Source organism: Pseudomonas sp. PICF141 (genome assembly GCF_002286815.1).
Classification (GTDB): Bacteria; Pseudomonadota; Gammaproteobacteria; order Pseudomonadales; family Pseudomonadaceae; genus Aquipseudomonas.
Genome location: NZ_MUNM01000022.1, coordinates 1 through 26,729, shown reverse-complemented (window position 1 = coordinate 26,729; position 26,729 = coordinate 1). Strand labels below are relative to the sequence as shown.

28 protein-coding genes are annotated in these 26,729 nt (G+C 53.8%); 12 read left to right on the top strand and 16 right to left on the bottom strand.

Annotation, left to right across the window (positions count from 1 at the left end):
- The first annotated feature begins 215 nt into the window (after nucleotides 1-215).
- Complete coding sequence (locus BZL43_RS02900) at nucleotides 216-1,559, top strand: OprO/OprP family phosphate-selective porin (protein WP_095630911.1); 1,344 nt, start codon at nucleotides 216-218, stop codon at nucleotides 1,557-1,559.
- A gap of 145 nt (nucleotides 1,560-1,704) precedes the next feature.
- Complete coding sequence (locus BZL43_RS02895; RefSeq protein ID WP_095630910.1) at nucleotides 1,705-2,829, top strand: GNAT family N-acetyltransferase; 1,125 nt, start codon at nucleotides 1,705-1,707, stop codon at nucleotides 2,827-2,829.
- Between the two features lie 40 nt (nucleotides 2,830-2,869).
- On the opposite strand, the gene BZL43_RS02890 is transcribed toward BZL43_RS02895, so the two are convergent.
- The 8 genes from BZL43_RS02890 to BZL43_RS02855 form a co-directional block, all read right to left on the bottom strand.
- On the bottom strand, nucleotides 2,870-3,559 hold the full coding sequence (locus tag BZL43_RS02890) for a thymidylate kinase (protein WP_095630909.1): 690 nt from the start codon (nucleotides 3,557-3,559) through the stop codon (nucleotides 2,870-2,872).
- Entirely contained in the window at nucleotides 3,556-4,692 is a 1,137-nt protein-coding gene (locus tag BZL43_RS02885) for a radical SAM protein (protein WP_095630908.1), read from the bottom strand. The genes BZL43_RS02890 and BZL43_RS02885 overlap by 4 nt, the downstream gene beginning before the upstream one ends.
- A 31-nt stretch (nucleotides 4,693-4,723) precedes the next feature.
- Nucleotides 4,724-5,560 carry an inositol monophosphatase family protein gene (locus BZL43_RS02880; RefSeq protein ID WP_095630907.1) on the bottom strand — a complete coding sequence of 279 codons (837 nt, stop codon included), beginning with the start codon at nucleotides 5,558-5,560 and terminating at the stop codon, nucleotides 4,724-4,726.
- Nucleotides 5,561-5,565: 5 nt separating this feature from the next.
- Complete coding sequence (locus tag BZL43_RS02875) at nucleotides 5,566-6,615, bottom strand: hypothetical protein (RefSeq protein ID WP_095630906.1); 1,050 nt, start codon at nucleotides 6,613-6,615, stop codon at nucleotides 5,566-5,568.
- Between the two features lie 79 nt (nucleotides 6,616-6,694).
- Nucleotides 6,695-7,978, bottom strand: coding sequence for an MATE family efflux transporter (locus tag BZL43_RS02870; RefSeq protein ID WP_095630905.1), 1,284 nt, complete (start codon nucleotides 7,976-7,978; stop codon nucleotides 6,695-6,697).
- Between the two features lie 35 nt (nucleotides 7,979-8,013).
- Nucleotides 8,014-9,072, bottom strand: a complete 1,059-nt coding sequence (locus tag BZL43_RS02865) for a hypothetical protein (protein WP_095630904.1) — start codon at nucleotides 9,070-9,072, stop codon at nucleotides 8,014-8,016.
- A 296-nt stretch (nucleotides 9,073-9,368) separates the two neighbouring features.
- A complete protein-coding gene (locus BZL43_RS02860; protein ID WP_095630903.1) occupies nucleotides 9,369-9,974 on the bottom strand; it encodes a pyridoxamine 5'-phosphate oxidase family protein in 606 nt (201 codons plus the stop codon).
- Nucleotides 9,975-9,992: 18 nt separating this feature from the next.
- Nucleotides 9,993-10,478 carry a GNAT family N-acetyltransferase gene (locus BZL43_RS02855; RefSeq protein ID WP_095630902.1) on the bottom strand — a complete coding sequence of 162 codons (486 nt, stop codon included), beginning with the start codon at nucleotides 10,476-10,478 and terminating at the stop codon, nucleotides 9,993-9,995.
- 141 nt (nucleotides 10,479-10,619) lie between these two features.
- Between BZL43_RS02855 and BZL43_RS02850 the strand changes: the two genes are divergently transcribed.
- From BZL43_RS02850 to BZL43_RS02840, 3 genes are all read left to right on the top strand, one after another.
- On the top strand, nucleotides 10,620-11,045 hold the full coding sequence (locus BZL43_RS02850; protein ID WP_095630901.1) for an SgcJ/EcaC family oxidoreductase: 426 nt from the start codon (nucleotides 10,620-10,622) through the stop codon (nucleotides 11,043-11,045).
- 113 nt (nucleotides 11,046-11,158) lie between these two features.
- Entirely contained in the window at nucleotides 11,159-11,503 is a 345-nt protein-coding gene (locus tag BZL43_RS02845; protein WP_095630900.1) for a YciI family protein, read from the top strand.
- A gap of 76 nt (nucleotides 11,504-11,579) precedes the next feature.
- Nucleotides 11,580-12,815 carry an RNA polymerase sigma factor gene (locus BZL43_RS02840; protein ID WP_095630899.1) on the top strand — a complete coding sequence of 412 codons (1,236 nt, stop codon included), beginning with the start codon at nucleotides 11,580-11,582 and terminating at the stop codon, nucleotides 12,813-12,815.
- Between the two features lie 123 nt (nucleotides 12,816-12,938).
- On the opposite strand, the gene BZL43_RS02835 is transcribed toward BZL43_RS02840, so the two are convergent.
- Nucleotides 12,939-13,793, bottom strand: coding sequence for a LysR family transcriptional regulator (locus BZL43_RS02835; protein ID WP_095630898.1), 855 nt, complete (start codon nucleotides 13,791-13,793; stop codon nucleotides 12,939-12,941).
- A gap of 91 nt (nucleotides 13,794-13,884) precedes the next feature.
- Here BZL43_RS02835 and BZL43_RS02830 point away from each other — a divergent pair, with 91 nt between their 5' ends.
- From BZL43_RS02830 to BZL43_RS02820, 4 genes are all read left to right on the top strand, one after another.
- Complete coding sequence (locus tag BZL43_RS02830; RefSeq protein ID WP_095630897.1) at nucleotides 13,885-14,355, top strand: multidrug/biocide efflux PACE transporter; 471 nt, start codon at nucleotides 13,885-13,887, stop codon at nucleotides 14,353-14,355.
- Nucleotides 14,327-14,485, top strand: a complete 159-nt coding sequence (locus BZL43_RS28215; RefSeq protein WP_168185056.1) for a hypothetical protein — start codon at nucleotides 14,327-14,329, stop codon at nucleotides 14,483-14,485. The genes BZL43_RS02830 and BZL43_RS28215 overlap by 29 nt, the downstream gene beginning before the upstream one ends.
- A gap of 67 nt (nucleotides 14,486-14,552) precedes the next feature.
- Nucleotides 14,553-16,178, top strand: a complete 1,626-nt coding sequence (locus BZL43_RS02825; RefSeq protein WP_095630896.1) for a methyl-accepting chemotaxis protein — start codon at nucleotides 14,553-14,555, stop codon at nucleotides 16,176-16,178.
- A 217-nt stretch (nucleotides 16,179-16,395) separates the two neighbouring features.
- Entirely contained in the window at nucleotides 16,396-16,761 is a 366-nt protein-coding gene (locus tag BZL43_RS02820) for a hypothetical protein (RefSeq protein ID WP_095630895.1), read from the top strand.
- Nucleotides 16,762-16,763: 2 nt separating this feature from the next.
- On the opposite strand, the gene BZL43_RS02815 is transcribed toward BZL43_RS02820, so the two are convergent.
- The 3 genes from BZL43_RS02815 to BZL43_RS02805 form a co-directional block, all read right to left on the bottom strand.
- The gene (locus BZL43_RS02815; protein WP_095630894.1) at nucleotides 16,764-17,942 is read right to left on the bottom strand and encodes a GAF domain-containing sensor histidine kinase; all 1,179 of its coding nucleotides are present in this window, start codon (nucleotides 17,940-17,942) and stop codon (nucleotides 16,764-16,766) included.
- A 168-nt stretch (nucleotides 17,943-18,110) separates the two neighbouring features.
- Nucleotides 18,111-18,416 (bottom strand): PepSY domain-containing protein, encoded by a 306-nt coding sequence (locus BZL43_RS02810; RefSeq protein WP_095630893.1) that lies wholly within the window; start codon nucleotides 18,414-18,416, stop codon nucleotides 18,111-18,113.
- 192 nt (nucleotides 18,417-18,608) lie between these two features.
- The gene (locus BZL43_RS02805; RefSeq protein ID WP_095630892.1) at nucleotides 18,609-19,736 is read right to left on the bottom strand and encodes a glycerophosphodiester phosphodiesterase; all 1,128 of its coding nucleotides are present in this window, start codon (nucleotides 19,734-19,736) and stop codon (nucleotides 18,609-18,611) included.
- A 233-nt stretch (nucleotides 19,737-19,969) separates the two neighbouring features.
- On the opposite strand from BZL43_RS02805, the gene BZL43_RS02800 reads away from it, so the two are divergent.
- Nucleotides 19,970-20,296, top strand: coding sequence for a DUF2025 family protein (locus tag BZL43_RS02800; RefSeq protein ID WP_095630891.1), 327 nt, complete (start codon nucleotides 19,970-19,972; stop codon nucleotides 20,294-20,296).
- 115 nt (nucleotides 20,297-20,411) lie between these two features.
- Here the strand turns inward: BZL43_RS02800 and BZL43_RS02795 are convergent, their stop codons facing one another.
- Together BZL43_RS02795 and BZL43_RS02790 are read right to left on the bottom strand one after the other, a co-directional pair.
- Nucleotides 20,412-21,107 (bottom strand): CTP synthase, encoded by a 696-nt coding sequence (locus BZL43_RS02795; protein WP_095630890.1) that lies wholly within the window; start codon nucleotides 21,105-21,107, stop codon nucleotides 20,412-20,414.
- 207 nt (nucleotides 21,108-21,314) lie between these two features.
- Entirely contained in the window at nucleotides 21,315-21,923 is a 609-nt protein-coding gene (locus tag BZL43_RS02790) for a TetR/AcrR family transcriptional regulator (RefSeq protein WP_095630889.1), read from the bottom strand.
- Between the two features lie 214 nt (nucleotides 21,924-22,137).
- Here BZL43_RS02790 and BZL43_RS02785 point away from each other — a divergent pair, with 214 nt between their 5' ends.
- The gene (locus BZL43_RS02785; protein ID WP_095630888.1) at nucleotides 22,138-23,193 is read left to right on the top strand and encodes an MBL fold metallo-hydrolase; all 1,056 of its coding nucleotides are present in this window, start codon (nucleotides 22,138-22,140) and stop codon (nucleotides 23,191-23,193) included.
- A gap of 210 nt (nucleotides 23,194-23,403) precedes the next feature.
- Here the strand turns inward: BZL43_RS02785 and BZL43_RS02780 are convergent, their stop codons facing one another.
- The gene (locus tag BZL43_RS02780; RefSeq protein ID WP_095630887.1) at nucleotides 23,404-23,661 is read right to left on the bottom strand and encodes an XRE family transcriptional regulator; all 258 of its coding nucleotides are present in this window, start codon (nucleotides 23,659-23,661) and stop codon (nucleotides 23,404-23,406) included.
- An 11-nt stretch (nucleotides 23,662-23,672) separates the two neighbouring features.
- Nucleotides 23,673-23,990 (bottom strand): helix-turn-helix transcriptional regulator, encoded by a 318-nt coding sequence (locus tag BZL43_RS02775; protein ID WP_095630886.1) that lies wholly within the window; start codon nucleotides 23,988-23,990, stop codon nucleotides 23,673-23,675.
- A gap of 274 nt (nucleotides 23,991-24,264) precedes the next feature.
- Here BZL43_RS02775 and bglX point away from each other — a divergent pair, with 274 nt between their 5' ends.
- Nucleotides 24,265-26,556: a beta-glucosidase BglX gene (gene bglX, locus BZL43_RS02770; RefSeq protein ID WP_095630885.1), complete on the top strand. Its 2,292-nt coding sequence runs from the start codon at nucleotides 24,265-24,267 to the stop codon at nucleotides 26,554-26,556.
- The last annotated feature ends 173 nt before the right edge of the window (nucleotides 26,557-26,729 follow it).

The following is a 26,729-nucleotide window of genomic DNA, read 5'->3' as shown; positions in this document are numbered from 1 at the left end:
ACCCCTTCAGCCGCTCTAGCTTGCGGCTTGCAGCTCATCCCTTGATGCTGTTTTTTGTTATTTCGATTCGAAGTAAAAAAGTTCCCCTGTCATCAAATCTTTATCTATCAGCAACCCGGCTGAAATACCCCGTCTCCAAGATTCCCTCCCAACACAAGCGGGGGCCAAACCCGCGTGTTTCCAAGCTACAGACTACCAATTAGGGGAACTCTTCGATGATCCGTAAGCACTTCGCCGGTTTTGCCGCCAGCGCATTGGCCATGGCAGTAACCGCCCAGGCTTTCGCTGGCACCGTCACCACTGACGGCGCCGATATCGTAGTCAAAACCAAGGGCGGCCTTGAAGTCGCCACCACCGATAAAGAATTCAGCTTCAAACTCGGCGGTCGCTTGCAGGCTGACTACAGCCAGTTCGATGGCGTCTACACCAAAAACGGCGATACCGCTGACGCGGCCTACATCCGTCGTGGGTTCCTGGAGTTGTCTGGTGTGCTGTACACGGATTGGGCCTACAGCATCAACTACGACTTCTCGCATAACAGCGGTGATTCCGATAACGGTTACTTCGACGAAGCGTCGCTGGCCTACAACGGCTTCAAACCGGTCTCGATCAAAGTCGGTCGTTTCGACCCGGACTTCGGCCTGGAAAAAGCCACCAGCTCCAAATGGGTCACTGCGCCAGAACGCAACATGGCGTACGACATGGTCGATTGGGCCAACAGCCACCAGAATGGCCTGGGCCTGCAAGCCTCCAGCACCTTCGCTGATTCGTTCTACGCTTCCGCCGGCGTGTTTAGCAAAGACACCGACGACACTGATGGCAACAGCATTAAACAGGCCAACGGCCGCTTTGTTTTCGCGCCATTGCATGACGCCGGTAACGTGCTGCACTTTGGTGTGAACGTGGCTTCCCGTGACGTCTCGGACACGGCGTTCGACTCGCGTTATCGCACCCGCATGGGCATGCGTGGCGTCGAAACCCTCGGTGGCAACGATGCTGGCACCAACGGCAACCGTCCGGTGCTGGGCGGCAGTTCCTCGTCGCCGGCCGGCTCCTATGACCGTGACGATGCTTACGGCCTGGAAGCCGCATTCGCCATGGGCCCGGCCTCGATCCAGGGTGAATACATTGCCCGCAAAACCAAGGCCGATGACAGCAGCCGTGAAGACATCAAAGGTCATGGTTTCTATGTTCAGGGTGCCTACACCCTCACCGGCGAAGCCCGTGGCTATAAAGTCGGCAAGTTCGATGCGATCAAGCCAGCCAACAAATCTATCGGCGCTTGGGAGCTGTTCTATCGTTACGACAGCTTGACCGTCGAAGACGACAACATCACCACCGCCAGCCTGACCCGCGATGTCGGCGATGCCGAAGCCCAAGTGCACACCCTGGGCGTCAACTGGTACGCCAACGAAGCGGTGAAAATCACTGGCGCCTACCTCAAGGCCAAGACGGACAACGTGACCAATGCCACTGCAGCCAGCGGTACTACCCCGGCACGTCGTACGGGTGATGACAGCGGTGACGGCTTCGTGGTCCGCGCTCAATACGTGTTCTAAATCGCAATAACCGCTGTAAGAGCTCTTTCTTCATCCGTTAAAGCTCCTCTCGTTTTAACCCCGCTTCGGCGGGGTTTTTTTTCGGGTCAGGCATCAGATAAGCGATACTCCTCCCATCTGTAGAAAATGATGCTCGGGGATACCAATGCCGCTGCAACGTCTGGAAAGTCTGTCCGAAATCGCGCCACATACCTGGGACGCGCTGGTACCGCAAACTCAGCCGTTTCTGCGTCATGCCTTTCTGAGTGCGCTGGAAGACAGCGGCAGCCTCGGCCCGCATTCCGGCTGGCAGCCCGAGCATCTGTTGCATGTTGAAGGCGATCGCCTGATCGCCGCGCTGCCCAGTTACCGAAAATGGCATTCCTACGGCGAGTACGTGTTCGACCATGCCTGGGCCGAAGCCTGTGAGCGTGCCGGCATCGACTATTACCCCAAGCTGTTGACGGCGGTGCCGTTCAGCCCGGTCAGCGGGCCGCGATTGCTGGCGGCGACGATCGAGGACGGTTTCGAACTCCTGCAGAGCCTGCCGGGTTATCTGGAAATCGAAGGCCTCTCCAGCGCCCATATCAACTTCACCGATTCATTCACCGACGCGGCATTGGCCCAACAGCCTGGCTGGTTGCAGCGCATTGGCTGTCAGTACCATTGGCAGAACCGCGGTTATCGGGATTTTCAGGACTTCCTCGACGCTCTCAGTTCGCGCAAACGCAAGCAAATGCGCAAGGAGCGTGAGCAAGTGGCGGGGCAGGGCATCGACTTCGAATGGCTGGAAGGACGGCAACTGGATCAGGCGCAATGGGACTTTGTGTATGCGTGCTACGCCAATACCTACGCGGTGCGTCGTCAGGCGCCGTACCTGACGCGGGAGTTTTTCAGTCTGTTGGCCGAGCGCATGCCGGAATCGATTCGTGTGGTTTTGGCTAAACAAGGCTCACGACCGGTGGCCATGGCCTTCAGCCTGGTCGGTGGCGACAGCTTCTATGGCCGTTACTGGGGCTGCCTGGCGGAGTTTGATCGCCTGCACTTCGAGACCTGTTTCTATCAAGGTATGGATTACGCGATTGCCAACGGCTTCCAGCGTTTCGACGCCGGCGCACAGGGCGAGCACAAGTTGATTCGTGGCTTTGAGCCGGTGATTACCCATTCCTGGCATTACCTGCGCCACCCGGGCTTGAAGTCGGCGGTGAAAGACTTCCTTGAGCGTGAGCGGGTCGGGGTGATGGGGTATGCGGAAGAGGCGAAGACTGCCTTGCCTTACCGGCAAGGCTGATCTTCGCACACTGAAGATTGCAGCCCTCATCTGCTGTGCTCTATGTTTTGCTGAATATATTTTTTACTGCACTCACCGCTCTATCGAGTACGGCTTCCTCACTAAGGTCGGTCGTATCGATCCTTACCCAATTTGCCAAACCGCATTGTTCATAACTGGATCGAACTCGATTTTGATACGCGATGAAACTTTTAAGTCGATCTTCATTACCGCCATCATAGGCCCCACTCTCGCTAAGACGAAAAGATCCTTTTCTTTTCGCTGCAAGAACTGGGTCGACATCCAAAAAAATGACGGCATCAGGTTTTCTAATTGTTGAAAATATCGCTAATGCCTCTTCAGCCAAGTATGTTTCTTTAAGTAAAAAGCGTGCCAGGTATTTGTAGTACCAACCATCTGCTATGCAACTATTACCAGCCTTCATCAACGGCCTGATGGCGGCATAATCTGTGGCTTGAAACCACGCGGCAATTAAGCTTATCCAATGCCTGTCGCCTAATTGGTCCAGAGGGGCATTGTCCGGGTAATCCCAAAGGATTTCACGTATGCGGGACATATGAAACTCCGTATGCCCTGATGATACAGGTGGTCGATTTTTATCTATATAATTCAATTTGGGATAGGACTCAAAAACCTTGTCATATGTTGCCCTTGCAACTGTAGATTTTCCTGCGCCGTCAGTGCCTTCAAATGCGATAAATATAGCTTTCCTCGCAGTTGGCAAATTCATAAAAATCCTCCCAAATAGGCTTCGGTATCTAACGAGTTTCTCCCGCTCCCCTCAATTAATGGTTGAAACCCTTCTTTGCGATATATTTCTGACATTTTCTTTCCAAGCTTCATTAGGAAATCTACTGAGGGTCGCTGCCTGTTATAATATTGCGAGCCGGCGTCAGGGTGAAATGCAGCAACAGCAGGTACAACTCCCATATCTCCAAAATACTCGATGCCCTCAATAATTGACTCTAGTGGCTCCATGCCGGCGACAAATCCTGCATATACGTTGCCACGACCTAAAACATCCACTGCGGCCTCAAAAGCGGCTAAGAAACGTTCGCGGGTATAATCACGAGCTTTCCCTGGGCAAATTTCTGAAAATAAATCCGGGTTGAATACCTCTAGGCTCATTGACATATTGTTGCCAATTTTCTTGAATCGATCAAAAAGACGAAAGTCCTTAGGAGGCATAGAAATTAAGTGATACTCTAAACTGCTTTGCAGGTTTGTATTTTTTACCTGTTCCAGTAAATCCAAATGTATTGAGTATCCTTTGTCATAGTTTGGAATTGTGCCACCGTTTAATAGCACTCTCTTATATCGACCATTTTCCTCCTTGATGGCCATAGTTACTGCTTCGCCCGCTATATCGCCCTTTATTCGCATTTTGTGATCAAACAGGGTTTCTCTTGCTGATCCCAAAGAGCAGAACTTGCATTCATTTCCATCATTAAAGTAATAACAGTGACCAGGGGAAAAAATTCCGAGTGTCGAATCTCCATAGGCGGTGATATGTTTCTCAAAGAGCTCGCCATTGCTCAAATATTTTCCATAAGATCTAGGTCTATTTGGAAATGTAATTCTCATCGTTCTATTTCCATGCTTGAGCACAGGAGTTTCTTGCTCTAAGGTTATGCGGTAGTCTGAGTCCGGATTGTAATTTGCAGCTGCGATAATCTGCCTGTCAAGAATGATTTCTTGCGGCGTGCGAGTGCTCGAATTAAGAATGATGCTGTCACCTGTCCCATAGGGTCGTCTTTTTTCGATGTGATCTGTTCGAGCTTGATAATATTCTAGAAAGTCCTTGGTGAAACTTACCCCATTGCACAATAATTCAAGTTTCAGACTTACAGTTTCGATTAGCATGCTGCTTGTCTCCAGTTAAGTTGATCTTGCACTACAGAAAAAGTCGTATCAGTTTTGCGGAGGATAAGGCAATCAAAGTTCCGTTGTCTGAAAGAGAAGCCGGCGAAGGAGGTAGGGGAAGTCTAGAGTGTCCTGTCCTATCAAATAGCGCACCTCCTGCTTCTCTCAAAATCAACTCTGCTGCGGCAATATCGCAACTACGCTCATGTCCTGGTGTGTCGATATCAATAAAGGCATCAAGAACTCCTGCAGCAATAAGGCAAATTTCCAATGAGGAACATGAGTAAACGCGGACTTTACTTGCTATCCATATAAGCTTTTCAATTATAACTTTCTCTCTATCCTCTTTGGGACGGTGGAAAGAAATACACATGTCTTCCATACGATTAACTTTACGAGTCTGAAGTCTTTTTACAATAATCGATGACTGAAGATAAGCTCCCTCACCTAATGCGGCGGTATATACTAAATCTCTTGAAAAATCATAAATCCAACCAAAGACATAGGCTCCCTCATGGTAAAGTGCCACGCTAGATGTATAAGCAGGAAATCCTAAAACTGCGTTGTGCGTTCCATCTAGAGGGTCTATAAGCAGGTAGAAATCTCCAATATCACCATATGTGACCGCTGAAGTGTTCTCTTCAGAATATATCGTGACTCGTATGCTTATCTTAGAAAGACAGTCATATAGTATTCTCTGGCAATCTAAGTCGTACGGGGTTTGCGAGTTATCCCAACGGTTGTTTCTTGTGTTGGAATCTGGGAGGCAAGCCAGGGTTCCCGCCCAATAACGACGTAATTGTTTTCTAGCCTCGTAGAGGCATTCTTCTAACTCGGGAACGTGCTCGCGTCTAAATAATGGTCTCATATCGACTATTCCATTATTAATTGTATGTGCCAATGGTCCCTGTCTAATCGTGGGGCATAAGACTTGACTTCAAATAGTTTTCCAGCATAAACAGCGTAATCCGCGCTCATGAAGGCGCTGAGTGATTTTGGGAATAGCGCTACAGTTTTGACTTCGACGTCATAACCAAATTTTTTTCTAATCATATTTGCCGCCTGCCTGAGACTACCTCCGGTATAGGCTTTATCTATAATCAGCCACGGTCCGTCCGATGAGGTGGGGGTAGGGAAAATATCTTGAAAAGCGTCATCTCTACTCAGAAGGCTAGAGTCGTTTTGCCGATGCACTTCAGAAAAGAAAATATTATGATCTCCAGTTGCCGCCAAGTAGCCAAGGGCAAGCGGTAATCCCGCCGATAGTAAAAATAGTTTATTTTTTGCAATTTTTTCGAGTTTGGACCAAATTGCATGATCCTCGTAAACAAATCTTGTGTTGAGAATGGAACTACTGTCCCAATGTTCATGGGATATATATTTGCTATAGAAGGCGCAGAATCTATTATGGAATTCCATGGTTTCATTATTTGTATTTATAAGTAATCTGCTCTTGGTAATGCCTCGACTAGTTTCTTTCGTGAGAACTGAGAATTTATCATTATGAAGGTGTGCAAATGCCTCGCTAATAAGTGATTTTTTCAAATTGCCAAGGATCGGTTTTGATGGGCCAGAAATGGCTATTTCTGGAGATAGCCCATCTCCTTTGATTCTACGTACCTCTCTTAATTTGATTTTGTTTGTGCTTAAGTTTAAGTGGTTCCATATAAGCACGATGTTTTCATCGGACATGCCATTATAAATTGGCTCGAGGTTGCTCAAGTCACAGATCATTTCTTCTGGGTGTCTGAGATCGAAAGAAGCCCTTTGAAGATGGCAGCCATCAAGTATGGCGTTACGATAAGTGTAATAGTCGCTGGTTTGTACACCGCTCAATGTTCGCCAACCATGATGCTCGCTAATGATAGTTATGGACTTGGTGCGCTGATTTAGTGAGGGTGGAACGGGATTTGCGTGATTCATAGTTGCGTCCTCGAGATAATGTGCAAGATTGAAAACTCACTTTAAACATCGAGCTTTATACCGCATCTAATCTAATGCCTTATCCAGATAAAATGCTTCCTAGGCGCCAAAGTAGAAACAACATCAAAAAAAACGAACAAAACACTAGTGCTAGGAATATGGAGTTGACGCTATGTTCATAAAACGATAGTAGTCCGACAGAAAGAATTAAGCCAAGGATATTGAGTAGCAATATAGTAAATAGCGTGGGAACCCAAAAATCTCCCATACTTCTTAACGTCATTCGCGTCACAACATAAACGTATTCAAATACTAAAAATGGAATTGATGTCAGGATATTGCCCTCAATCATTCGCCTCGTCGTTGCATCGGACGTATAGATTGCTGATATATCTTCCTTTAAGAAAAAACAAGCTAGCAAAAATGGAGTCAGTATGAAGAAGCCGAACTTTACTCCTTGAGCATAGGCTGTGCTCAATGAATTGAAGTCCATTGCGGTATAGTGCCGTGCGACAACTATTCCAGTAGCATTTCCCGCTCCAATTGAGACCATGTATACGATGCTTAAAAAATGGAGCGACGCCTGATACGCGGATAAGCTTGTATCGTCTAAGCTTTTTGAGATGAAAGATAGAATGAAAAATAGCAAGCTTTCACCGCCAAAACAAAGTGCCATTGGGAGGCCATTAGTAAAGTAATTGACATATGCCGTGGCCGGGATGTTTCGTGAATGCCTAAATTGGGAGATATATTGATGGATTTTTAAATTAAAAAAAACGAACGCAAGGCCAGCAAAGAAACACCTTAAACCAGAATATGCGAGTACGAAGTGAGTTATATTTGTGTATGATTTCGTCGAAGCAAAAAAGATGCAGATTAAAGCAAGAGTGGCATTGAATAGCCATGTGTATATCAACTCGTATTGAGCTTTTTTGATAGCGTTGAAAAAATTGAAAATAACTATCTGTAAGTATAAGGCTGGAATGGAAAGTGAAAGTACTAGTAATACTTTGAGTTCTTCTAGGTTGCCGTTGTCTATAAATAGTATTGATGCGCCAGTGGTCAATATGTATATAGAAAAAACAATGATTGTGCCAAGTAGGATTGCAAGTCTAAATGAAATAATTAAATCGAGTTCAATGCTGTTCGCATTTAAGTCAGTCGACCCAGCTATTTTTACCAGCGATGTTGAGAAAAATCCAATACCTACTACTGTTATAAAAGAAATTAATGCCCATGCGAGTGAGGCATAGCTAAGTGAATCAACTATAAAATGTCCAATAAAGGAAAAGTAAAGTAGTGATGCAATCATCTCCCCAAGTCTGGAAAGTATCAGTGGAATAGCTATTCGGGTAATTTCCATGTTTGATCACCCGTGTTTGTTTGTAAGTCGCTCTTTCAATCCCATTCTTTAAGTAGGCTGATTAAAGAGGGTGTTCCTTCCGCAGCAAAATATTTTTTCCTGAAGTAGTACTCGCACATCGATATTTTGTGTTTTGTTTGTTTTCGTTTGTTGAATTCTTTATCCAGTGCGGAAAGAGACTTTTGTGTTGATGGGTAAATTTTGTATTTTTTTAGCAGTTCTTCGATTGCTAGAAATACCAGGTCCATATATTCCAGCGTTTCTTGAATGTATGATCGGCATTCAGCCTCTGTGACCGCCCCCTGTCTGGACAAGGTAAAGAATCTATTTTTAATTTCATCAAACCCATTAACTCTGAACATGTTTGAATAAACCCACTTGTAGTGCTTGTTTGTTGTGCCTGTTAAGTAGGTAAAGCTCATTGTTGTCTTTAGCATCATATCCCGGGCTATCTCACAACCCATCCAAAGGTTTCCCGACTGCCAACAGCCTTGAACATCCTGGAATGCATAAAATACGGGAAGTTTTTCACGATGAGCTACATAAATGTGTTTCTCCAGAGGTATCTCGGACTTCAATTGATTGAATTTCTCCTCGTTCTCCAATGCATGCCCAATTAATGATCTATGAATGACGTTGTTTTCAGTGTTTGACAACACTGGGCCATAGAGGAAGCGCTGATCATAAGTGATCTCATCAAATGCTTTCTCGATCTTCTTAATAATATCTTCCAGCTCGGAAAATGTTATATAGTCAGCATCAATGTGGATGCTGGTGTTACCGTAAAAATCTGTTGTGTTATGAACCTCTTCATCTTGGGAGATGTAGTGGTAGTTTATATCTGTAACCAAGGCGTGTTGGCTGTTTTTGATGTTGTTAGCTTTAGGTCGTTGATCGCATAGAATAATGCAGTCGATATCGGAATGAATGGTCCCAATCCCCTCGATTAAAGAACCTGAAATAACGAGAATGCTTGTGCTTTCTAAAAAAACTCTTTCGCGTAGATATTTTTTTGGGATTGAGATTTTTCCATCTAATATGGAGATTTCATTGTCAAATATTTTCGATTGCGAAGTTTTTATGAGCGCGGTCATTGCCTAATACTCCCTGTGCAATGGTTTTGTAAGTTGTGAGAGGCTTCACTCCAAAGGAATAGTGGCAAGTATTTTACTTGGGCCCGTCTCACCGCTCAGAAGTAATAGTACTCATGTACTGAACCCTAGTGTCGATATGCGCAGGTCGTCAATACTTATACAAAAAATCAGAAGTGTCTTACAGGGATTGATTTCCAGGTATTCAATCCAGGAAAGAAACTTTGTTTTTTCTTTGGAAGATTATTCCTACAGTTCATAGCCCGAGAGGTTGTAGGAGTAAAGTTGGGGGCGTCGTATCAGTAAAGACTATCTCGCACTCTCACCGGTGCTTCCCGGTCATACGCCTCGGCATCGAACAGTCCATCGTTCAGGCGCTTGTGAAATGCCCCGGCAGTCGGCAGCGCAGAGCGTTCGAGGTGTTTGTGCGGGTTCCACAGATCCGAACGCACAATCGCTTTCGAGCAGTGGAAATACGCCGCTTGCACCGTCACCAGCATCACCGTGCGCGCCGGTTTACCATTGACTGCAAAACTCTCCAGCAACTCGGGCTCGGCGCTGATCTGGGCTGTGCCGTTGACCCGCAGTGTCTCGCCGATCCCCGGGATGATGAACAGCAGCGATACCCGCGAATCGAGCACGACATTGCGCAGCGTGTCGATGCGGTTGTTGCCCGGTCGATCCGGAATCGCCAGCGTGCGTTCATCGACGATCCGCACGAAACCCGGCGTATCGCCACGCGGCGAGCCGTCCAGGCCGTCGGGGCCTACCGAGCTGATAATCACCAGTGGCGAGGCGCGGACCATCGCCTGATAGTCCTCGTTCAGAAACGGGATCTGCTTGCGCACCGCGCGGTCATGGGGCTGGCCGTAGATCGCTTCCAGCGCTTCGATTGAATTCAACATCGTTCATCCCTTTACGAATCAGAAAACCAGCCCCATCCGCCGTTCATAACCGATCCGGCCCTTGTACGCTTCGCCGCTGTCGACAAAGCCGTATTTGGCATACAGCGCGATGGCCGATTCATTGTCCGCATCCACCGATAACTCCAGTCCTTTGATTTCCGGCCAGGCCTGGCGCGCCGCCTCGGGCAGGGCTTGCAGGCAGGCTTTGCCATAGCCTTTGCCCTGGGCTCGGCGATCAACTTGCAGGGCATGCAAAGTGGCGCTGTGTTCGTCGGCCCAGTCCGGCAGCACCGGCGGGCGCTTGAGCAGCAGGAAGGCCACCGGAGCATCCTCAACCAGCAGCGCGAAGCCTTTGACCCCAGGGCCAGGCTTGGACAGCAAAGTATGCAATGCACCATGAATGTCGCCGGAGAACCGGATTTGTTCGGCGTGGATTTCGATTGCCTCGACCTGTTGACGCTGCAGGGCGCTCAGGCTTTCGTAAGGGACGAGTCGGGCTGTCACTGGAGTGTCCTTTTTCCAACGGAAATGAGCTTCGGATTCTAGCGAATTTGCTCCCATGGATTATTTTTATTTCCGTTGTCGATTTGGCGGATCGTCAGTCGACTAAGGGTGTCTTCAACAAAAAAAACACGGAGAACCATCATGAATGCTCAGACCCAGATTCGTAGCCTGATCGATACCTATCGCCAGGCAGTCATGGCCAAGGACGTGGAAAAGGTCATGGCCCTGTACGCCGATGACATCGTTTCCTTCGACGCGGTCAAGGCCCTGCAATTCAAGGGCAAGGAGGCTTACCGGGCGCATTGGCAGGAATGCATGGAGATGTGCCCTGGCCCGCACATTTTCGAGTTCCACGAGATCGACATCGTGTCGTCGCAGGAGATCGCTTTCGCTCACTGGCTGGCGCATTGCGGCGGCACCAATGAAAAGGGTGAAACCCAGGCCTGCTGGATGCGCGTCACCGCGTGCTACCGCCAGGAAGCGGGCTTATGGCAGATCGTTCACGAACATTGGTCGGCACCGTTCGACATGACGAGCGGCGCGACCCTGTTCAATCTGGAACCCTGACGCTCGATCTGATTCGTTGGGCTGTTTATCGGAAAGCAGCGCCAAAGCACCCATCTGCAGCCATAGTTGATCCGTTCGATCAGGGCACAGTCCCCAAGAAATGGAGAGCCCCCATGAAGTATTTATGCCTGGTCTACAGCAACGAGCACGAGTTGCACTCGCTGCCCGACAGCCCCAAGGACGCTGAATGCATGGCCTACGCCGAGTCGATCCAGGGCAGTGGGCGGATGCTCGCCGCCGAAGCGCTGGAGTCGGTACAGACCGCGACCACCGTGCGCATGCGCAACGGCAAGATGTCGATTACCGATGGTCCGTTCGCTGAAACCAAGGAGCAATTGGCTGGCTTCTATTTGATCGATGCCAAGGACCTCAATGAAGCCCTGCAGGTCGCCGGCAATATTCCGGCGGCACGGGTCGGCTGTGTCGAGGTGCGGCCTGTTCGTCAGTTGAATCCTTGAATAACCGGTACAACAGGAGTGTTTTGATGAGTCTGCCATCCCAGCAACGAAAGCCCGCCGAAGGCACGCCGCACTGATGCCCGGCGAATCGGTACGGGCGCGAGTCGAGCAGGTCTACCGCGAAGAGTCGCGGCGGATTCTGGCGACTTTGATCCGTCTGCTCGGCGATTTCGACCTCGCCGAAGAAGCGCTGCACGAGGCGTTCTTCGTCGCGGTCGAACGCTGGCAGCGTGACGGTGTGCCGGACAACCCGCGCACCTGGCTCGTGTCCACCGGGCGCTTCAAGGCCATCGATGTGTTGCGCCGACGCGCGCGTTTTAATGCGTCCCGACCGATGTTGATCGCTCAACTGCAAGCGCTGGAGCAGGCTGACTGGAGTGACGAAGACGTGGAAGACGATCGCTTGCGGCTGATCTTCACCTGTTGTCACCCGGCATTGGCGGCGGACGCTCAAGTGCCGTTGACCCTGCGCGAAGTCTGCGACCTGACCACTGAGGAAATCGCCCGGGCTTTTCTCTCGGCGCCCGCCACTATCGCCCAGCGCATCGTGCGGGCCAAGGCGAAGATTCGTGACGCGAAAATCCCTTATCAGGTGCCCACACTGACGGAATTGCCCGAACGTCTCGACAGTGTGCTGCGGGTGATTTACCTGGTGTTCAATGAAGGCTACTCGGCGTCCATCGGCAACGAATTGACCCGCGAAGACCTGACGCGTGAAGCGATTCGTCTCGGCCGGTTGTTGATGGAATTGCTCCCCGAACCGGAGGTGATGGGGTTGCTGGCACTGATGCTGTTGCATGAGTCCCGGCGTCTGGCCAGGACTTCATCGAGCGGTGAACTGATTGTGCTGGATGAACAGGATCGCTCATTGTGGAACGCCGAGTTGATTGCCGAAGGTTGCGCATTGGTGGAGCGGGCGCTGACAACGCGGCGTTTCGGGCCTTATTGCCTGCAAGCGGCGATTGCGGCGGTGCATGCCGAAGCGCCCACTGCAGCGCAGACAGACTGGCCGCAGATTGTCGGTCTGTATGACGTGCTGCTGCGGGCCGTGCCGTCACCGGTGATCGAACTCAACCGCGCGGCGGCGCTGGCCAAACGCGATGGCCCGTTGGCGGGTTTGATGTTGGTCGAAGGGATTCTGGCGCGGGGCGAATTGCTGGATTACCACCTGGCGCATTCGGCGCGGGCAGAGTTTTACCGGCAGTTGGGGAGGGTGGAAGAGGCGCGAGCGGCGTATGAGCGGGCGCTGGAATTGACGCAGCAAGTGCCGGAGCGGCGGTTTATCGAGGGGCGGCTGCGGGCGTTGGAGTGATGTGATCTTGCGGGCCCCTTCGCGGGCAAGCCTCGCTCCTACAGGATTGAGTTGATCACACCTCTGCGATTCGACCCGAATCTGTAGGAGCGAGGCTTGCCCGCGAAGGGGCCCGCAAGACCTTCACTCCAACATCTTGCCAAGCAACCAACTCCCCGCCGGCCCCGGCGGGTGCAGCCGCGACCACAGCGCATCGACGTACACCGTTTTCGGCCAGCCGCGCCCATTCAGTTCCACCAATGAGCCAGCCCCGAACCGCCCCACCAACCACCGAGGCAACGGCGCCCAGCCGAATCCGCCCTGGGCCATTTCCAGCAGCATCAGGTAACTGGGTGCCGACCAGACACGTCCCTTCGCCCGGCTTTCATACGGATTGACGATCGTCGCCAGACGCAGCTCACGGTGCTGTTGCAGCACGTCCTGATCGATGTCGGTCAGTTTCGCCAACGGGTGAGCGTGGGACACGAACAGAGCGATTTCCGTGCGCTCGTCCACCGTCGAACTGACCAGGTCTGGTGGGTAACTGTCCTGCCTCTCGGCGAAGGCAACGTGCGCTCGACCCCGTTGCACCAATGCCACCAAGTCATCGCATTCGGCGATCAGGCATTCCAGTTCCAGGTCGGGATAGCGCTGCTCAAAAGCACTGAGCGCCGCTTCAAAACGGTCGGACTGATAGGTGTCGGATATTGCCACCGTCAGCTTCGGCTCGACGCCTTGGGACAGTTGGCTGGCGGTCATTTCCAGACGGCTGGTGGCGGCCAGAATTTCTTCGGCCCGTTGCAACATGACATGCCCGGCCGGGGTCAGGCTCGGCTTGCGGCTACTGCGGTCGAAGAGGACGAGATCAAGGTCGATTTCCAGGCTGGCCACCGCGGCGCTGATGGTCGACTGACTGCGACCGAGCTTGCGCGCCGCGGCGGAAAACGAACCTTGAGTCGCCGCCTGGACAAACGCCAGCAGCACTTCGTGGGAAGCCATGAACTATCGCCTTGGTCGATGGTTATTGGTTATGAAGTATCGGCCTGACCCCCGATCATGGCAACCACAGTCACTCAGGGGAGTCCTGGCCATGAACGCCAACAAATCCATCACTGAACGAATTTTTCAGGCCATCGGTTTCGAACTGCTGGCGATATTGATCTGTACCCCGCTGCTGGCCTGGATCATGGACAAACCCATGCTGGAAATGGGTGCGGTCACCCTGGCCATTGCAGCCCTGGCGCTGGCTTGGAACGTGGTCTTCAACGGCCTGTTCGACCGGTTGCTCAAGCGCTTGGCGATTGTGCGTAGCGCTTGGGTGCGTGGGGTGCATGCGCTGTTGTTCGAAGGCGGCCTGGTGGCGTTCGGTGTGCCGTTGATTGCCTGGTGGTTGCAGGTCAGCCTGTGGCAGGCATTGCTGCTGGACATCGGCGTGTTGCTGTTTTTCCTGCCCTACACCTACGTGTACCACTGGGGTTATGACGTGGTGCGTGAGCGGTTTTTGGTGCGCAGAGTGTGCGAGGTTGGTTCGCTTGAGCCGCATCATCGCAATCTGCCTTGAAGGTTTTGTGACAGGAGGGCGCCGCAAATCCGGCCTCTTACCGATGGTCGGAAGGGCTCAAGAAAGGCTCTGGCCCGCCGATGACGCTGATGTCGATCTTGCGATGCTGGTGGTGAACCAGCGTCGCTGACAGGGATGTCCGGACATCTTGCACGCCACTTGGGCGTGCCTTATCCCTGTCATGAGATACCACTCGAATGTTTTTGCAAAAATCCCTGAGAGCGCAAATCCTCGCCCTGTTGAGCGGCAGCCTGTTGGCGATGTTGCTGATCGCTTTGGCCTGCTTTCACTTCCTGTCCAATGGCGTTCAGAACTACGCGAACCTGATTGAAGGTCCGTTGCACACCTCGCAATTGATCGATGAAGCCAACCTGCAATTCAAGGTGCAGGTTCAGGAGTGGAAAAACGTTCTGCTGCGCGGCAAGGAACCTGCGAACCTGGACAAATACTGGAAGCAGTTCGAGGACCGCCAGCGCGATGTGCAGGGCATCCTCGGTGAACTGGCCGGGCAGAAGGGCATCGAGCCGCAACTCAAGACTCGCATCGAACGCCTGCGTGAAGAGCATCGTGTACTAGGGGTGGCCTATCAGAAGGGCCGTGACGCCTACGTAGCCGCCGGTGCCGACCCGACAGCCGGCGACAACGCGGTCAAGGGTGTGGACCGTGCAGCCAGTGAGCAGATGAGCGAGTTGGTCAGTGAGTTGCGCAAGCAGGGCACCGAGCAATCGAAGCTGATCAGCGCCAGCGCCGATCGGACGGTGTGGTTGGGGCTTGTGGTGATGCTGGTATCGGGCCTGCTGATTGGCCTGTTGAGTCTGTGGCTGGTCAACCGCAACCTGGTGGAACCGATTCGCAAGCTGATCGACTACGTGGCACAACTCAGCCAAGGGCGCTTCGCCGAGCGCGTGGCCAGCCATCGTCAGGATGAATTGGGCAACCTGGCGAGAGCCGCCAACACCTTGCGCGATTTCCTCGCCGAAACCTTCAGCCGTTTGCAGCGCAGCGCGACGGACCTGGACAGCGCCAGCGGCGAGCTGAATTCGATTGCCGGCCTCATGGCCAGCGGCACCAACGAGCAATTCAATCGCACCGATCAAGTGGCCACGGCGATGAACGAAATGTCCGCCACCGCACAAGAAGTCGCGCGCCACGCAGCGGACGCGGCACGGGCGGCCGATGACGCCGATCAATCCGCCCAGCAGGGCGAAAAAGTCATGCAGGGCACCATTCACACCATCACCCAAATGCGCGGCGAAATCGCTAACACCGCCACGGTCATCCGTCGTCTGGAAGCCGACAGCGGGCGCATCGGTAAAGTGCTGGAAGTGATTCGCGGCATCGCCGAGCAGACCAACCTGCTGGCGCTCAATGCCGCTATCGAAGCGGCCCGTGCCGGTGAAGCCGGGCGTGGTTTTGCGGTGGTCGCCGATGAAGTGCGCAGCCTGGCCCAGCGCACGGCAGCGTCGATCATCGAGATCAACCAGATCATTCAAACCGTGCAAACCGGTGCGATGGACGCGGCCCAAGCCATAGAAAGCGGCCAGTCGCGCAGCGAAGAAAGCGTCGAGCAAGTGACCCAGGCCGGCGCCATGCTCGAGCGCATCACCCATGCCGTGGAAGCCATTCGTGACATGAACCGCCAGATCGCCACCGCCGCCGAAGAACAGACGTCAGTGGCCGAAGACATTTCGCGCAACCTCACCGAAATCACCAGCATCGCCAGTACCAACCTGGACAACGTGCAGCGCACCGAAGCGGCCAGCCACAATCTGCATGGCTTGTCGGGGCAATTGAATGAAGTGACGGCGCGGTTGAGTGCTTAGTGAAATGGGCAATATGCCCGGCGTGCTTTTCAGGACGTCCGCCTGAAAATTAAGGCATACGCAATGCTCAGGTGACCGTTGATCGAATACGTTCGGTTGCGTCACCTGATTCAGCCGCAACCTGTAATTTCTGACAGTAGACAAGTTTTTTCACGCAGCGCTACATAACGCCTGGCGCGCCTATTTGACCCGCCAGTACTTTCACAAGGAGGTTGCGATGATCGAAACATTGAGCCCAATGACACTTGTCGGCGGTCAGATTGTTGTTCTTTACGTTAACCAGGCAGACCCGCTGATTCCGAAAGTGGTCGTTCCGGCACGTGAACATTTTAAAGCAGGCGAAAGAATCACAGTATTGTGCGGCAACATCGAGGTTGCCTCTCACGTCTATCGAGAAGGTGATTCCTTTCCTGTGCACGTTTCTTTGAGTAAAGAGAAACTCGCTCTAATCGCTGGCACGGGGGAGTTTTTCTACGTGATCAAACATCTGGATGGAACGACCTCCACCTCAGATTCTTTCCGTTGCAAGGTGGAGGTATTTAACAGCCAATCGTCCGTCAGCCACGCTAACGAAGAGCGTTGAGGCTACTGTGCCAACGCCAGCGTAAACATGAACTCCGTCCCCTCGGACGGAGTTGATTTCACATCAAGCCGCCCCCCATGAGACTGCGCAATCTGACTGGCAATGTACAACCCTAGCCCGAGCCCGGCCTGCGGTGATCCGCCAGTTGGCTTCGAGTAGGGCTGGAACAGGTGCGGTAGCGCATCCTCGGCAATCAGCCCCTGGTTCTTCACGCTCAACACAAAGTGTCCTTCCTTGACCTTTGCACTGACTTCGATCGGGCCGTGGGGATCTCCATGGACAACGGCGTTTGCTACCAGATTGGATAGCAATTGCGCGACCCGTTCGCGATCGCAACTGATGTTGTTCAAGTCGCCAATCGACGACTGAATGATGCGTTTGGGGTGAATGCTCTGGATCTCGGAAATCACGTGCCGCAACGCATCTCTCAGGTCTGGGCATGGCTCGATGTTCACCGGGATGCCTCGGCCCAATGACCCCCGGGCAAAGTCCAGCACATCGTCCACCAGTTTGGTTGCCCGTCGGGCGCTGGTGAGGATGTGTCGGGCGCGCTGCTCATTGGCGGGGTCGGAAAGTTTGCGCAGGAGCATTTCGGCGCCGGCGCTGATGGCGAACAAGGGGTTGCGCAGGTCATGGCCAAGCACGGCGATGAACTGTTCGCGCAGTTCGGCGGTTCGGCGTTCCTGGACCAGCGCCGCTTCGGTCTGTTGCCGGGTTTCTTCTGCTTCGATTTGCAGCGCGAGCATTCGGGCGAACGATTCCATGGTGCTCAGGATTGTGCTGGACTTGAGTGGCGCAGGATGAGAGTCCAGGGCGCAGATGCTGCCGAAAAGACGTCCGTCGGTGCGCACAATCGGCACGGCAATGTAGCTTTCAAATGGACAGTTACTTGGCGTGTACTGATCGCGGTAGAGCGGATCTTCACTGGCGTTGTCGATGATCACCGAGCGCTGGTATTGGCGCACTTCGTTGCACAGGGTAGGCACCAGGTCCAGTTTATCGCCCACCTTCAAACCTGAATCCAGTCGATCAAGCACCGCGCAGGCTGTCCAGGAATCTTCAGTGACCCGGGCTACTGCCGCGAACCGCAAGCCGGTCAACTCACTGATCACCTGAAGAATCGCCGGCACCGCACTGATCCGGCCGATTGTGGTGATGTCTGCTGCCGCTGTTTGCCCCATATCCTTGGTTCTCTGCTTCAACGTGCCAAATGGTTTTTGTGATTTTTGAAGGATTCTAGCGGGCTTGTGTGAATTTTCGCGACTTCGTTCGTCGCTTCAGCGAACGGCCTGACGCCGAATGCAAAAAAGCCGCACGACCCGAAGATCGTGCGGCTTCTTGCAGATGAATCACTTGTCTTGTTTGTTGCTCAGAACCTTGCCGGTCGTGGCGTCGAGGTCCACGTCCCACTCGGTACCATCAGCCAAACGCAGTTCAACTTCATATTCGTAACCGTTGAAGTGGTTATCCAGGTCGGTGTCAGTAATCGTGGCCCCCGGGTGTAACTTCAAGGCCGCCTGGTTCAGTTCTTCCAGGGATTTGATCTTGCCACTCTTGACCAACTCGGGGATCTGGTCGACGCGAACGTCAGCCTGGGCCAGGCCAGCGGTGAGGGTCAGGGCAGCAGCGGTGAACAGGACAGTTAACGTTTTCATGAAGTTCTTTCCTTGGGGTGAACTGTTTAAGTGGGATCAGATTAAACAGCGCAACTTAATTCACCCTTAATTACCTGTGGCGTCAGATTGAAAGCTTCGCGGGCAAGCCTCGCTCCTACAGGTCTTGTGAAGACCTTGTGGGAGCGTGGCTTGCCCGCGATGGGAACGACGCGGTGCAGAGCCTGGCGCCGATCAGTACCCGTTGTTCTGCAACAACTGCGCAACACTCGCCGCCGCCGGCCGCTTATAGAACTTCAGCAGTTCGCTGGCGCGGTTGGTGAAGATGCCATCGACACCCGCATCCATGACTTTCTGATAATCCACAGCGTCGTCGATAGTGTAGACGTGCACCAGCAAGCCCTGATCATGGGTGTACTGGTTCATCCACGGTTGCACCAGGTCGGAATAGCTCTGATCGCCACCCTTGGTCAGTGCGGCTGAAGGGCCTGTGCCGATAGCGCCCTGGGCCTTGGCGTAGTCAACCCATTGCTGGAATTCGGCTTTGTCTTTCGGTTCCTGCCTGGCGTAGTAGGTCGCTTTATCCTTGTCGCCGGATTCGGCGAACGTCACTTTGGATTTCGGCTCGATGCTGCCTTCGCCCACCCACAACAGCAGGATTTTCGGCACTTTGGGCATTTCCTTCTGCAGCAGTTCGAGGCTGCTCTTCTCGAAGGTTTGCAACACCACTTTACCTTTGCCCTGACCGACCGCCAGATTGCTCTTGGCCAGTTTTGAACCGGCCGGGCTCAGCCAGCCGCGATCCTGCAATTTATCCTTGAGGTCGCGCTCGATGCCGGGAAACTGCTTGGGCTCTTTGGTTTCGATGTACAGGCCTGGTTTGTGCAGCGGGTTGCCCTGGGCGATGTCGATGATTTCATCCAGGGTCAGAATTTTCAGGCCCGCATAGCCCGGGCGTGCGCGATCCGGGTAAGCGGCGTTGAACCAGCTGCCGGCGTCCAGGGTTTTGAGTTCGGCGATGGTGAACTCGTTGGCCAGGCTGTCCTTGCGCTCAGGGAACTTGGTGGCGACATCCGTGGTGCGTTGCAGGTTGTTGTCATGCAGGGCGAACAGCACGCCATCCTTGCTGCGTTGCAGGTCCAGCTCCAGATAGTCGGCACCCAGATCACGGGCCAGTTTATAGGCCGCCGCGGTGGATTCCGGTGCGTCGAAAGACGCACCACGGTGGGCGATCACTGCCGGATGCGGAATGCCCAGACGGGTCGCCAGCGAGGTGGGGTTTGGCTCGTTGGTGGCCTGTGCCTGGCCGAGGCCGAGCATCAGGCTCAGCAGCAAGGCGCTCTTGGTGAAGTTGACAGGCATGCTCGAAGTCCTTTTGCGATGGGTTTTCAAAGACGTCTCTTTTAACAACTGAGCGCCACTTGCGCTATCGCCAGACCGACATAAACGTGTTTAAAGGAGTTTTTTCAGCGCATTTGTGCGGTTCTTTGCAGTACCCTTGGCCCCGGCCATTTCCCCGGCAGAGGGAAACCCGTTCGCTTGCCCTGCGTGTAAACCATCGATCACCGGTCTTTCGACCTTTTGTGAGGTTTATCATGCGCATCACATCCCAGCTCATTTGTCAGGCCGCCGACCAACTCAAAGGCTTCGTCGGCCTCAATCGCAAGACCGGCCAGTACATCGTTCGTTTCAGCGAAGACTCGTTCGGCATGGACGTGGCGGATGACGGCATCATCCCCAGCAGTGAATTCGTTTGGGCTTCTGGCCCCGAGCAGACCATGACGCTCAAGCGCGAACTGATCCAGTTGCTGCTGGACCAGAACATCGACGACCGGATCAACATCACCGAACCGTTGCGGGTGTACATGAATCGGCGGGAAGTGCCAGAAATTTCGGCGGTGAGGAGTTTGGTGCGGGGTTGAAATTCCCCATCGCGAGCAGGCTCGCTCACACATTGGTTTTGTGATCGACAGATAACTAATGTGGAAGCGAGCCTGCTCGCGATGGCGATCTAAAAAACACGGAACCTGCTACTGCTCAACCACACGCCTCGATCAACGCCCGAACCAACGGCGGCAGAGTACCCTGGAGCGCGGCGCGTTCCGGTTGGAACAAGGTGGCAACGAAGAACGGATGATCTTTTAGCTCCACCGCCCGCAGATCCCCCGCCGAATCATGGCCGACTGCATGCAACTGTTGTTTCAGTAGCTCACGTTCAAACTCAGGATTCACGCCATAGCGGCAGCGATATCCTTCACGAATCTCAGCGTTTTCGTACGCCTTGGCGATCAACGAGCCTTCAACCAAATGAATGCTGTCGATGGCTTCCACCAGCGAACAGGTCAGCGGCGTGAGTAACGCTCGCGTGGCCTCGGGCGAGGTCTCGCCGTGTTCGGCATCGCTCCAGCCCAGAACGTTGCGGGCAAATTCCAATACCGCGTGCTGAAAACCGCCGCAAGTGCCGAGGAAAGGTCGCTGCTGCTCTCGGGCAAAACGGATCGCCCGTAAGGCACCGTCCATGTCGCGATATGGGCTGGCGGGCACGCACCAGAAACCATCGAAATCATTCAGTGGCGTAGCGGCGTTGATGCGGTCGGTGGCCAACCATTGGAACTGAATGTCTTGGCCTGAGTGTTCGGCAGCCATGCCGAGGGCGACAGGAATGGCTTGGTGGGCGGTGACCTCTGGGTCGTGATCGCCGATCAGGGCGATGCGGATGGCGCTGGTTTCCATGAGTGATCTCGACGCTTGTTGATTCCTGGTACCCACTATAGATTGGCGATTACGCACGCTGAAACGTCCTTCAATGGCGGCTCCTTACCTTGCGAAGGCTTCATGACCTCCAACGCCAGTTTCATTCTGAAACAAATTACGGCGTTCTATCCAGCGCTATCCGGCCTTCGGCAAAACAGTACACATTGTCATTTTTTGCAACCCGATTCAGCACTCATAACAGGCCAGGAACATGTCTAGCGCCGACTCCACAACGGTGTGCTGCATCTCGGGCGACAAGCCTGGCTGGCCCATGGAAATCTGCGGCCAGAACGCAAAGGACTTGAGCAATCCCTGGACCTGTTGTGCGGCGAATTCGGGGGCGACCGGTTTCAATCGGCCATCGGCCTGAGCGGCCCGAATCCATATAGTCACGCCTTCTTCGCGTTCACCCATCCGGGCGACCATGTTCTGCGCGCGCTCGGGAGAATGGATGGTGGCGGCGATCGCCACTCGCGCCAAGTCGAGAAAATTGTCATCGGCCAGCATCTGCAATTTCGCCTGCAACAGCTGACGCAACTGGTCGCGCAGGGGCAGATCAGGGCGGTAGGCGGTTTCCTGTTCGGCCGTTACCCGCGCCCACAACTGATTGAGGATTTCGGCGAACAGCTCCTCTTTACTCGGGAAGTGGTTGTACACGGTGCGCTTCGACACGCCAGCGGTGGCGGCGATCTTGTCCATGCTGGTGATATCGAAACCGTTGGCACGGAATTCGGCAATCGCCGCCTGGATGATGGCTTCGCGTTTACGGTCGGTGAGGCGATATGGAGCTGTCATAAATACGCTTAGGCACGAAAAGGTTGAGAACTACACTTGGCAGTTTACTTGCGAACGACTTTGATGCAACCTTGAAACTACACTGTGCAGTGTAATGTTTTGTTAATCCTGCCCGGTAAAAAATAGAACTCGCGGCTGATGCGTGCGTGCTTTGGCCATCTATCGTCCCCAAAGGGAAAATCGCGAACTGCCGTTTTCCTGGAGTCATTCAGTCATGGCCCCTTTAACCCCAGCGGATAACGCCTCAACGCCTGAAGCTTCACGACAGGCGCAAGGGCAATATCGAAATCATGTACCTGTGAAGCGCGAAGGCTTTCGCAAAACCTTGCGCATCTTGTGGGACTTTATCTTCAACAAGCCGCGCGACACCCGTCCGTCCGCTCCCGTCCCGGTGCAAACCCTGACCCAGGCAGCGTTGATCGCTGCGCCCAACCACAGCGTCTATCGCCTGGGTCATTCCACTGTACTGCTCAAACTGCAAGATAAATTCTGGATCACCGACCCGGTCTTCGCCGAGCGCGCCTCACCCGTGCAATGGGCCGGCCCGAAGCGTTTCCATCAGCCCCCGATCAGCCTCGAAGACTTGCCACCGATTGAAGCGGTGATCCTGTCCCACGATCACTATGACCACCTCGATTATCAGGCCGTGATCAAACTGGCGGATAAAGCCCGATACTTCCTCACCCCGCTGGGTGTAGGCGACACCCTGATCAAATGGGGTATCGATGCCAGCAAAGTGCGCCAACTGGATTGGTGGCAGAGCACCGAGGTCGATGGCCTTCAATTCGTCGCCACCCCTTCGCAGCACTTTTCCGGCCGTGGCCTGTTCGACGGTAACAGTACCCTTTGGGCGTCGTGGGTGATGATCGACGGCGACACGCGGATTTTCTTCAGTGGCGACAGCGGTTATTTCGACGGCTTCAAACGCATCGGCGAACAGTACGGCCCATTCAACCTCACGCTCATGGAAACCGGCGCCTACAACGTCGAGTGGCCGCATGTTCACATGCAGCCCGAGCAAACCTTGCAGGCGCACATCGACCTCAAAGGGCGCTGGTTGCTGCCGATCCACAACGGCACCTTCGACCTGTCGATGCACGCCTGGTACGAACCCTTCGACCGTATTTTGGCATTGGCCTGGGAGCGAAACGTGTCGATCACCACGCCGCAAATGGGCGAAGCATTCAACGTGATGTATCCGCAACGGGGCAGTGCGTGGTGGTTTGGATTGGAAGGCGAAAGCGATCAGGCGGCGCCTCAGAACGCTTGATGCTATCGGGCCGCTTGCCATGGGTGCGGCACGTGATGCCGAATGCAATCTGTAGCAGCTGGCGAAGCCTGCGTTCGGCTGCGCAGCAGTCGTAAAATCAGAGATTGCGGTATGTCAGGCAGACCGCGTTAGCTGGATTCACGACTGCTGCGCAGCCGAACGCAGGCTTCGCCAGCTGCTACAAAAAAGTGTGTGGCCTGGCTCCTTGCCCTATCTATTTACGTTAGTCAGGTTTGGATATTCCGAGATCTTTGCCACGGTCAAATCGCGAAGCTGTCCACCCAGTAATTCGTCCAGTTCTTCCCGAGACAGCCCGAGCCTTTGGGCAGCCTCAGTCTTGCTCAGCTGACCGTTTTGGAGGAGCAGGCCAATCTTCATGACATGTTCGGCTTTGGCCCGCATCTCACCCGCCTCGGGATAGCCCGGCGCCTCGTGAAGGCAGTTGTTGCTTCCATCGATTTCATTCATTGGCTGACACCTCATTCAACCATCGCATAATCCGCCCGCCCCACCGGGTCTGGTGTCGACCCTCTCACATTCATCCCTCTGCCCGGTGCAAATCCCGGGAAGAACACCAGGCCTTGCGACTCGAAGCAATACGCCAACGCCAGTCGGGTGACATCGAGCACATCGCGTTCCGCCTCGAAGCGCTGAATGGCGTCAATGGAAACCCCGGACTCCTCGGACAATTCTTCAACGCTCCAGCCCAGCATCGCTCGGGCCTGGGCGCAGTGGGCGGGGGTGAACTGAAAGAGGGCGATACGTTCCAGGGTGATTTTCATCGCAAGAGTGACCATGGTGTTCTCCGGGCTCGAGAGTGCTGATTCAAAATATACTGTGTTTTTGTACAGCTGTTTTGATCCCGGATCAAACTCATTTTTTGATCGATTCTGTTTTCCGCTCCGGCAGGCGCTTGAGAGCGACTACGCTGTTTCTATGCGGGCACCTGAACGCTCAAGGCTTTCAACGCCCGTGAGCAGCAATGATTGAACGTCAGCTTTCTGATCTTCAATACAGGGAAGGTGGCGTTTATGACGCAGTGCGCCACAGCGTTATGCAGGGAAGGGAATCATGAAAAGACTACGTCTGTTATGTGCCCTGATCGGTTTTACAAGCTTGCCCGCCGCGGCTGATATGGCATCGTTAAGCAAAGAGGCCTTTGTCAGCAACCTGATAAGTCAAATGACCTTGGAGGAAAAAATCGGCCAACTGAGGCTGATCGCTATTGATGAAAAGATGACCCCCGAAAAAATACGCGAAGAGATCGCCGCCGGGCGAATCGGTGGTACCTACGGCTCTGTAAGCCGTTTCGTAAACCGCCCCATGCAGGACGCGTCTCAACAAAGCCGCCTGAAAATCCCCATGTTTTTCGGCTGGGACGTGATACACGGCCATCGAACCATTTTCCCCATTGGCCTGGCATTGGCCTCCAGCTGGGACATTGGCGCTATTGAGCTAAGCGGCCGGATAGCGGCAAAAGAAGCCAGTGCGGACGGTATCGACCTGACCTTCGCCCCGATGATAGATATCGCCCGGGATCCTCGTTGGGGACGCACCTCCGAAGGCTTTGGCGAAGACACCTATCTGGTTTCGCGCATTGCCAAAGCGATGGTTCAGGCCTATCAGGGCACAAGCCCGAATGCACCCGACAGCATCATGGCCAGCGCCAAACATTTTGCGTTGTATGGGGCTGTGGAGGGTGGGCGCGACTACAACAGCGTCGACATGGGCCTGGCCAGAATGCACCAGGATTACCTGCCGCCTTATCGTTCGGCAATCGAGGGGGGCGCGGGGGCAATGATGGTCGCGCTTAACTCGATAAATGGCGTGCCAGCCACTTCCAATGCCTGGTTGATGCAAGACCTGCTGCGCAAGGCATGGGGCTTCAAGGGGCTGGTCATCAGCGACCATAACGGGATAAACGATCTGGTTCAGCATGGTGTGGCGAAGAATCACCGCGAAGCCGCCAGGCTCGCGATCAAGGCCGGCGTCGATATGAGCATGAACGACTTTTCCTACGGTCCGGAGTTACAGGGGCTGCTTGAGTCGGGCGCTATTTCCCAGAGCAATATCGATAACGCAGTGCGTGAAGTGCTGGGGGCCAAGTACGACATGGGGCTGTTCGAAGACCCTTACCGGCGCATCGGCATTGCCAGTGAAGACCCCGCTGACAACAATGCCGAACACCGTCTGCACAGAGCCCAGGCCCGTGAGGTGGCACGCAAGACATTGGTGCTGCTCAAGAATGAAAACGGCCTCTTGCCGCTGAAAAAAGAGGGCGTGATCGCACTCATAGGCCCGTTGGCAAAAAGTACCGTCGACATCATGGGTAGTTGGTCTGCAAGCGGCGTGGCCGAGCAATCGGTGACGATTTATGACGGGCTGAAAAACGCCATGACCCAGGGCTCGCTGATCTATGCCCGAGGCGCCAATCTCGAGGAGGATCAGGAGGTCGTTAAATACCTGGAATACCAGGGCGTGTCCAAAATCGAGAATGACCCTCGTTCGGCGGCAGAAATGATTGATGAAGCGGTGAAGGCTGCACAGCAAGCCGATGTCGTGATCGCAGTAGTGGGCGAGCCCCGCAGCATGTCTCATGAAGCGGCCAGTCGAACCAGCCTCGACCTGCCTGGGCGCCAGAGTGAATTGATCACCGCCCTAAAAGCCACCGGCAAGCCGTTGGTCCTGGTGTTGATGAACGGCCGGCCACTGTCCATTGGCAAGGAGCACAAACAGGCCGATGCAATTCTGGAAACCTGGTACAGCGGCTCGGAAGGAGGCAACGCCGTGGCTGATGTGCTGTTTGGCGACTACAACCCGTCCGGCAAATTACCCATCACCTTTCCACGCTCCGTGGGGCAGATACCCAATTACTACAGCCACTTGAACACCGGTCGCCCCTACATAGCGGGTGCGCTTCGCAACTACACGTCGCAATATTTCGATCAATCCCACGGTCCGCTTTATCCCTTCGGCTATGGGCTGAGTTATACCAACTTCAGCCTGACCGATATGGCCCTGTCGTCGACTACCCTGAGCAAGACCGACAACCTCGTCGCCAGCGTCCTGGTGAAGAACACTGGTCAGCGCGACGGCGAAACGGTGGTTCAGTTGTACATTCGCGATGTCGTGGGATCTGTCAGCCGTCCGGTGAAAGAACTGAAGAACTTTCAAAAAATCATGCTCAAGGCCGGAGAGGAGAAAGCAGTCCATTTCAGCATTAATGAGAATGACTTGAAGTTCTTCAACACCCAATTGGAATACGCCGCCGAGCCGGGCGAATTCCGGGTTCAGATCGGTCTGGATTCCCAGGACGTGAAGGAGCAGAGTTTTGAGTTGCTGTCAGAACAAGGCAGCGGCTAAGGCCAAGCACAGAACCTGTAGGAGCGAGGCTTGCCCGCGAAGAATGCACCGCGGTTTTTCAGGTATTACGCGTCATCGTTCTTCGCGGGCAAGCCTCGCTCCTACATCTATGGTTACCCCCTTTTCTGCAATACTGTTTTTGATGCGTGTTTGGCTTGCTTTCATCTATCCGG

Bases quoted from the DNA above. Each gene is read 5' to 3' on its own strand.
- BZL43_RS02810 (WP_095630893.1), bottom strand. From the start codon at position 18,416: ATGAAAACGTTAACTGTCCTGTTCACCGCTGCTGCCCTGACCCTCACC.
- BZL43_RS02870 (WP_095630905.1), bottom strand. From the start codon at position 7,978: ATGGAAATTACCCGAATAGCTATTCCACTGATACTTTCCAGACTTGGG.
- BZL43_RS02875 (WP_095630906.1), bottom strand. From the start codon at position 6,615: ATGAATCACGCAAATCCCGTTCCACCCTCACTAAATCAGCGCACCAAG.
- BZL43_RS02825 (WP_095630896.1), top strand. From the start codon at position 14,553: ATGTTTTTGCAAAAATCCCTGAGAGCGCAAATCCTCGCCCTGTTGAGC.
- BZL43_RS02820 (WP_095630895.1), top strand. From the start codon at position 16,396: ATGATCGAAACATTGAGCCCAATGACACTTGTCGGCGGTCAGATTGTT.
- BZL43_RS02815 (WP_095630894.1), bottom strand. From the start codon at position 17,942: ATGGGGCAAACAGCGGCAGCAGACATCACCACAATCGGCCGGATCAGT.
- BZL43_RS02860 (WP_095630903.1), bottom strand. From the start codon at position 9,974: ATGTTGAATTCAATCGAAGCGCTGGAAGCGATCTACGGCCAGCCCCAT.
- BZL43_RS02840 (WP_095630899.1), top strand. From the start codon at position 11,580: ATGCCCGGCGAATCGGTACGGGCGCGAGTCGAGCAGGTCTACCGCGAA.
- BZL43_RS02790 (WP_095630889.1), bottom strand. From the start codon at position 21,923: ATGACAGCTCCATATCGCCTCACCGACCGTAAACGCGAAGCCATCATC.
- BZL43_RS02845 (WP_095630900.1), top strand. From the start codon at position 11,159: ATGAAGTATTTATGCCTGGTCTACAGCAACGAGCACGAGTTGCACTCG.
- BZL43_RS02895 (WP_095630910.1), top strand. From the start codon at position 1,705: ATGCCGCTGCAACGTCTGGAAAGTCTGTCCGAAATCGCGCCACATACC.
- BZL43_RS02830 (WP_095630897.1), top strand. From the start codon at position 13,885: ATGAACGCCAACAAATCCATCACTGAACGAATTTTTCAGGCCATCGGT.
- BZL43_RS02880 (WP_095630907.1), bottom strand. From the start codon at position 5,560: ATGAGACCATTATTTAGACGCGAGCACGTTCCCGAGTTAGAAGAATGC.
- BZL43_RS02785 (WP_095630888.1), top strand. From the start codon at position 22,138: ATGGCCCCTTTAACCCCAGCGGATAACGCCTCAACGCCTGAAGCTTCA.
- BZL43_RS02835 (WP_095630898.1), bottom strand. From the start codon at position 13,793: ATGGCTTCCCACGAAGTGCTGCTGGCGTTTGTCCAGGCGGCGACTCAA.
- BZL43_RS02865 (WP_095630904.1), bottom strand. From the start codon at position 9,072: ATGACCGCGCTCATAAAAACTTCGCAATCGAAAATATTTGACAATGAA.
- BZL43_RS02850 (WP_095630901.1), top strand. From the start codon at position 10,620: ATGAATGCTCAGACCCAGATTCGTAGCCTGATCGATACCTATCGCCAG.
- BZL43_RS02795 (WP_095630890.1), bottom strand. From the start codon at position 21,107: ATGGAAACCAGCGCCATCCGCATCGCCCTGATCGGCGATCACGACCCA.
- bglX (WP_095630885.1), top strand. From the start codon at position 24,265: ATGAAAAGACTACGTCTGTTATGTGCCCTGATCGGTTTTACAAGCTTG.
- BZL43_RS02805 (WP_095630892.1), bottom strand. From the start codon at position 19,736: ATGCCTGTCAACTTCACCAAGAGCGCCTTGCTGCTGAGCCTGATGCTC.
- BZL43_RS02890 (WP_095630909.1), bottom strand. From the start codon at position 3,559: ATGAATTTGCCAACTGCGAGGAAAGCTATATTTATCGCATTTGAAGGC.
- BZL43_RS02775 (WP_095630886.1), bottom strand. From the start codon at position 23,990: ATGGTCACTCTTGCGATGAAAATCACCCTGGAACGTATCGCCCTCTTT.
- BZL43_RS02900 (WP_095630911.1), top strand. From the start codon at position 216: ATGATCCGTAAGCACTTCGCCGGTTTTGCCGCCAGCGCATTGGCCATG.
- BZL43_RS02800 (WP_095630891.1), top strand. From the start codon at position 19,970: ATGCGCATCACATCCCAGCTCATTTGTCAGGCCGCCGACCAACTCAAA.
- BZL43_RS02780 (WP_095630887.1), bottom strand. From the start codon at position 23,661: ATGAATGAAATCGATGGAAGCAACAACTGCCTTCACGAGGCGCCGGGC.
- BZL43_RS02885 (WP_095630908.1), bottom strand. From the start codon at position 4,692: ATGCTAATCGAAACTGTAAGTCTGAAACTTGAATTATTGTGCAATGGG.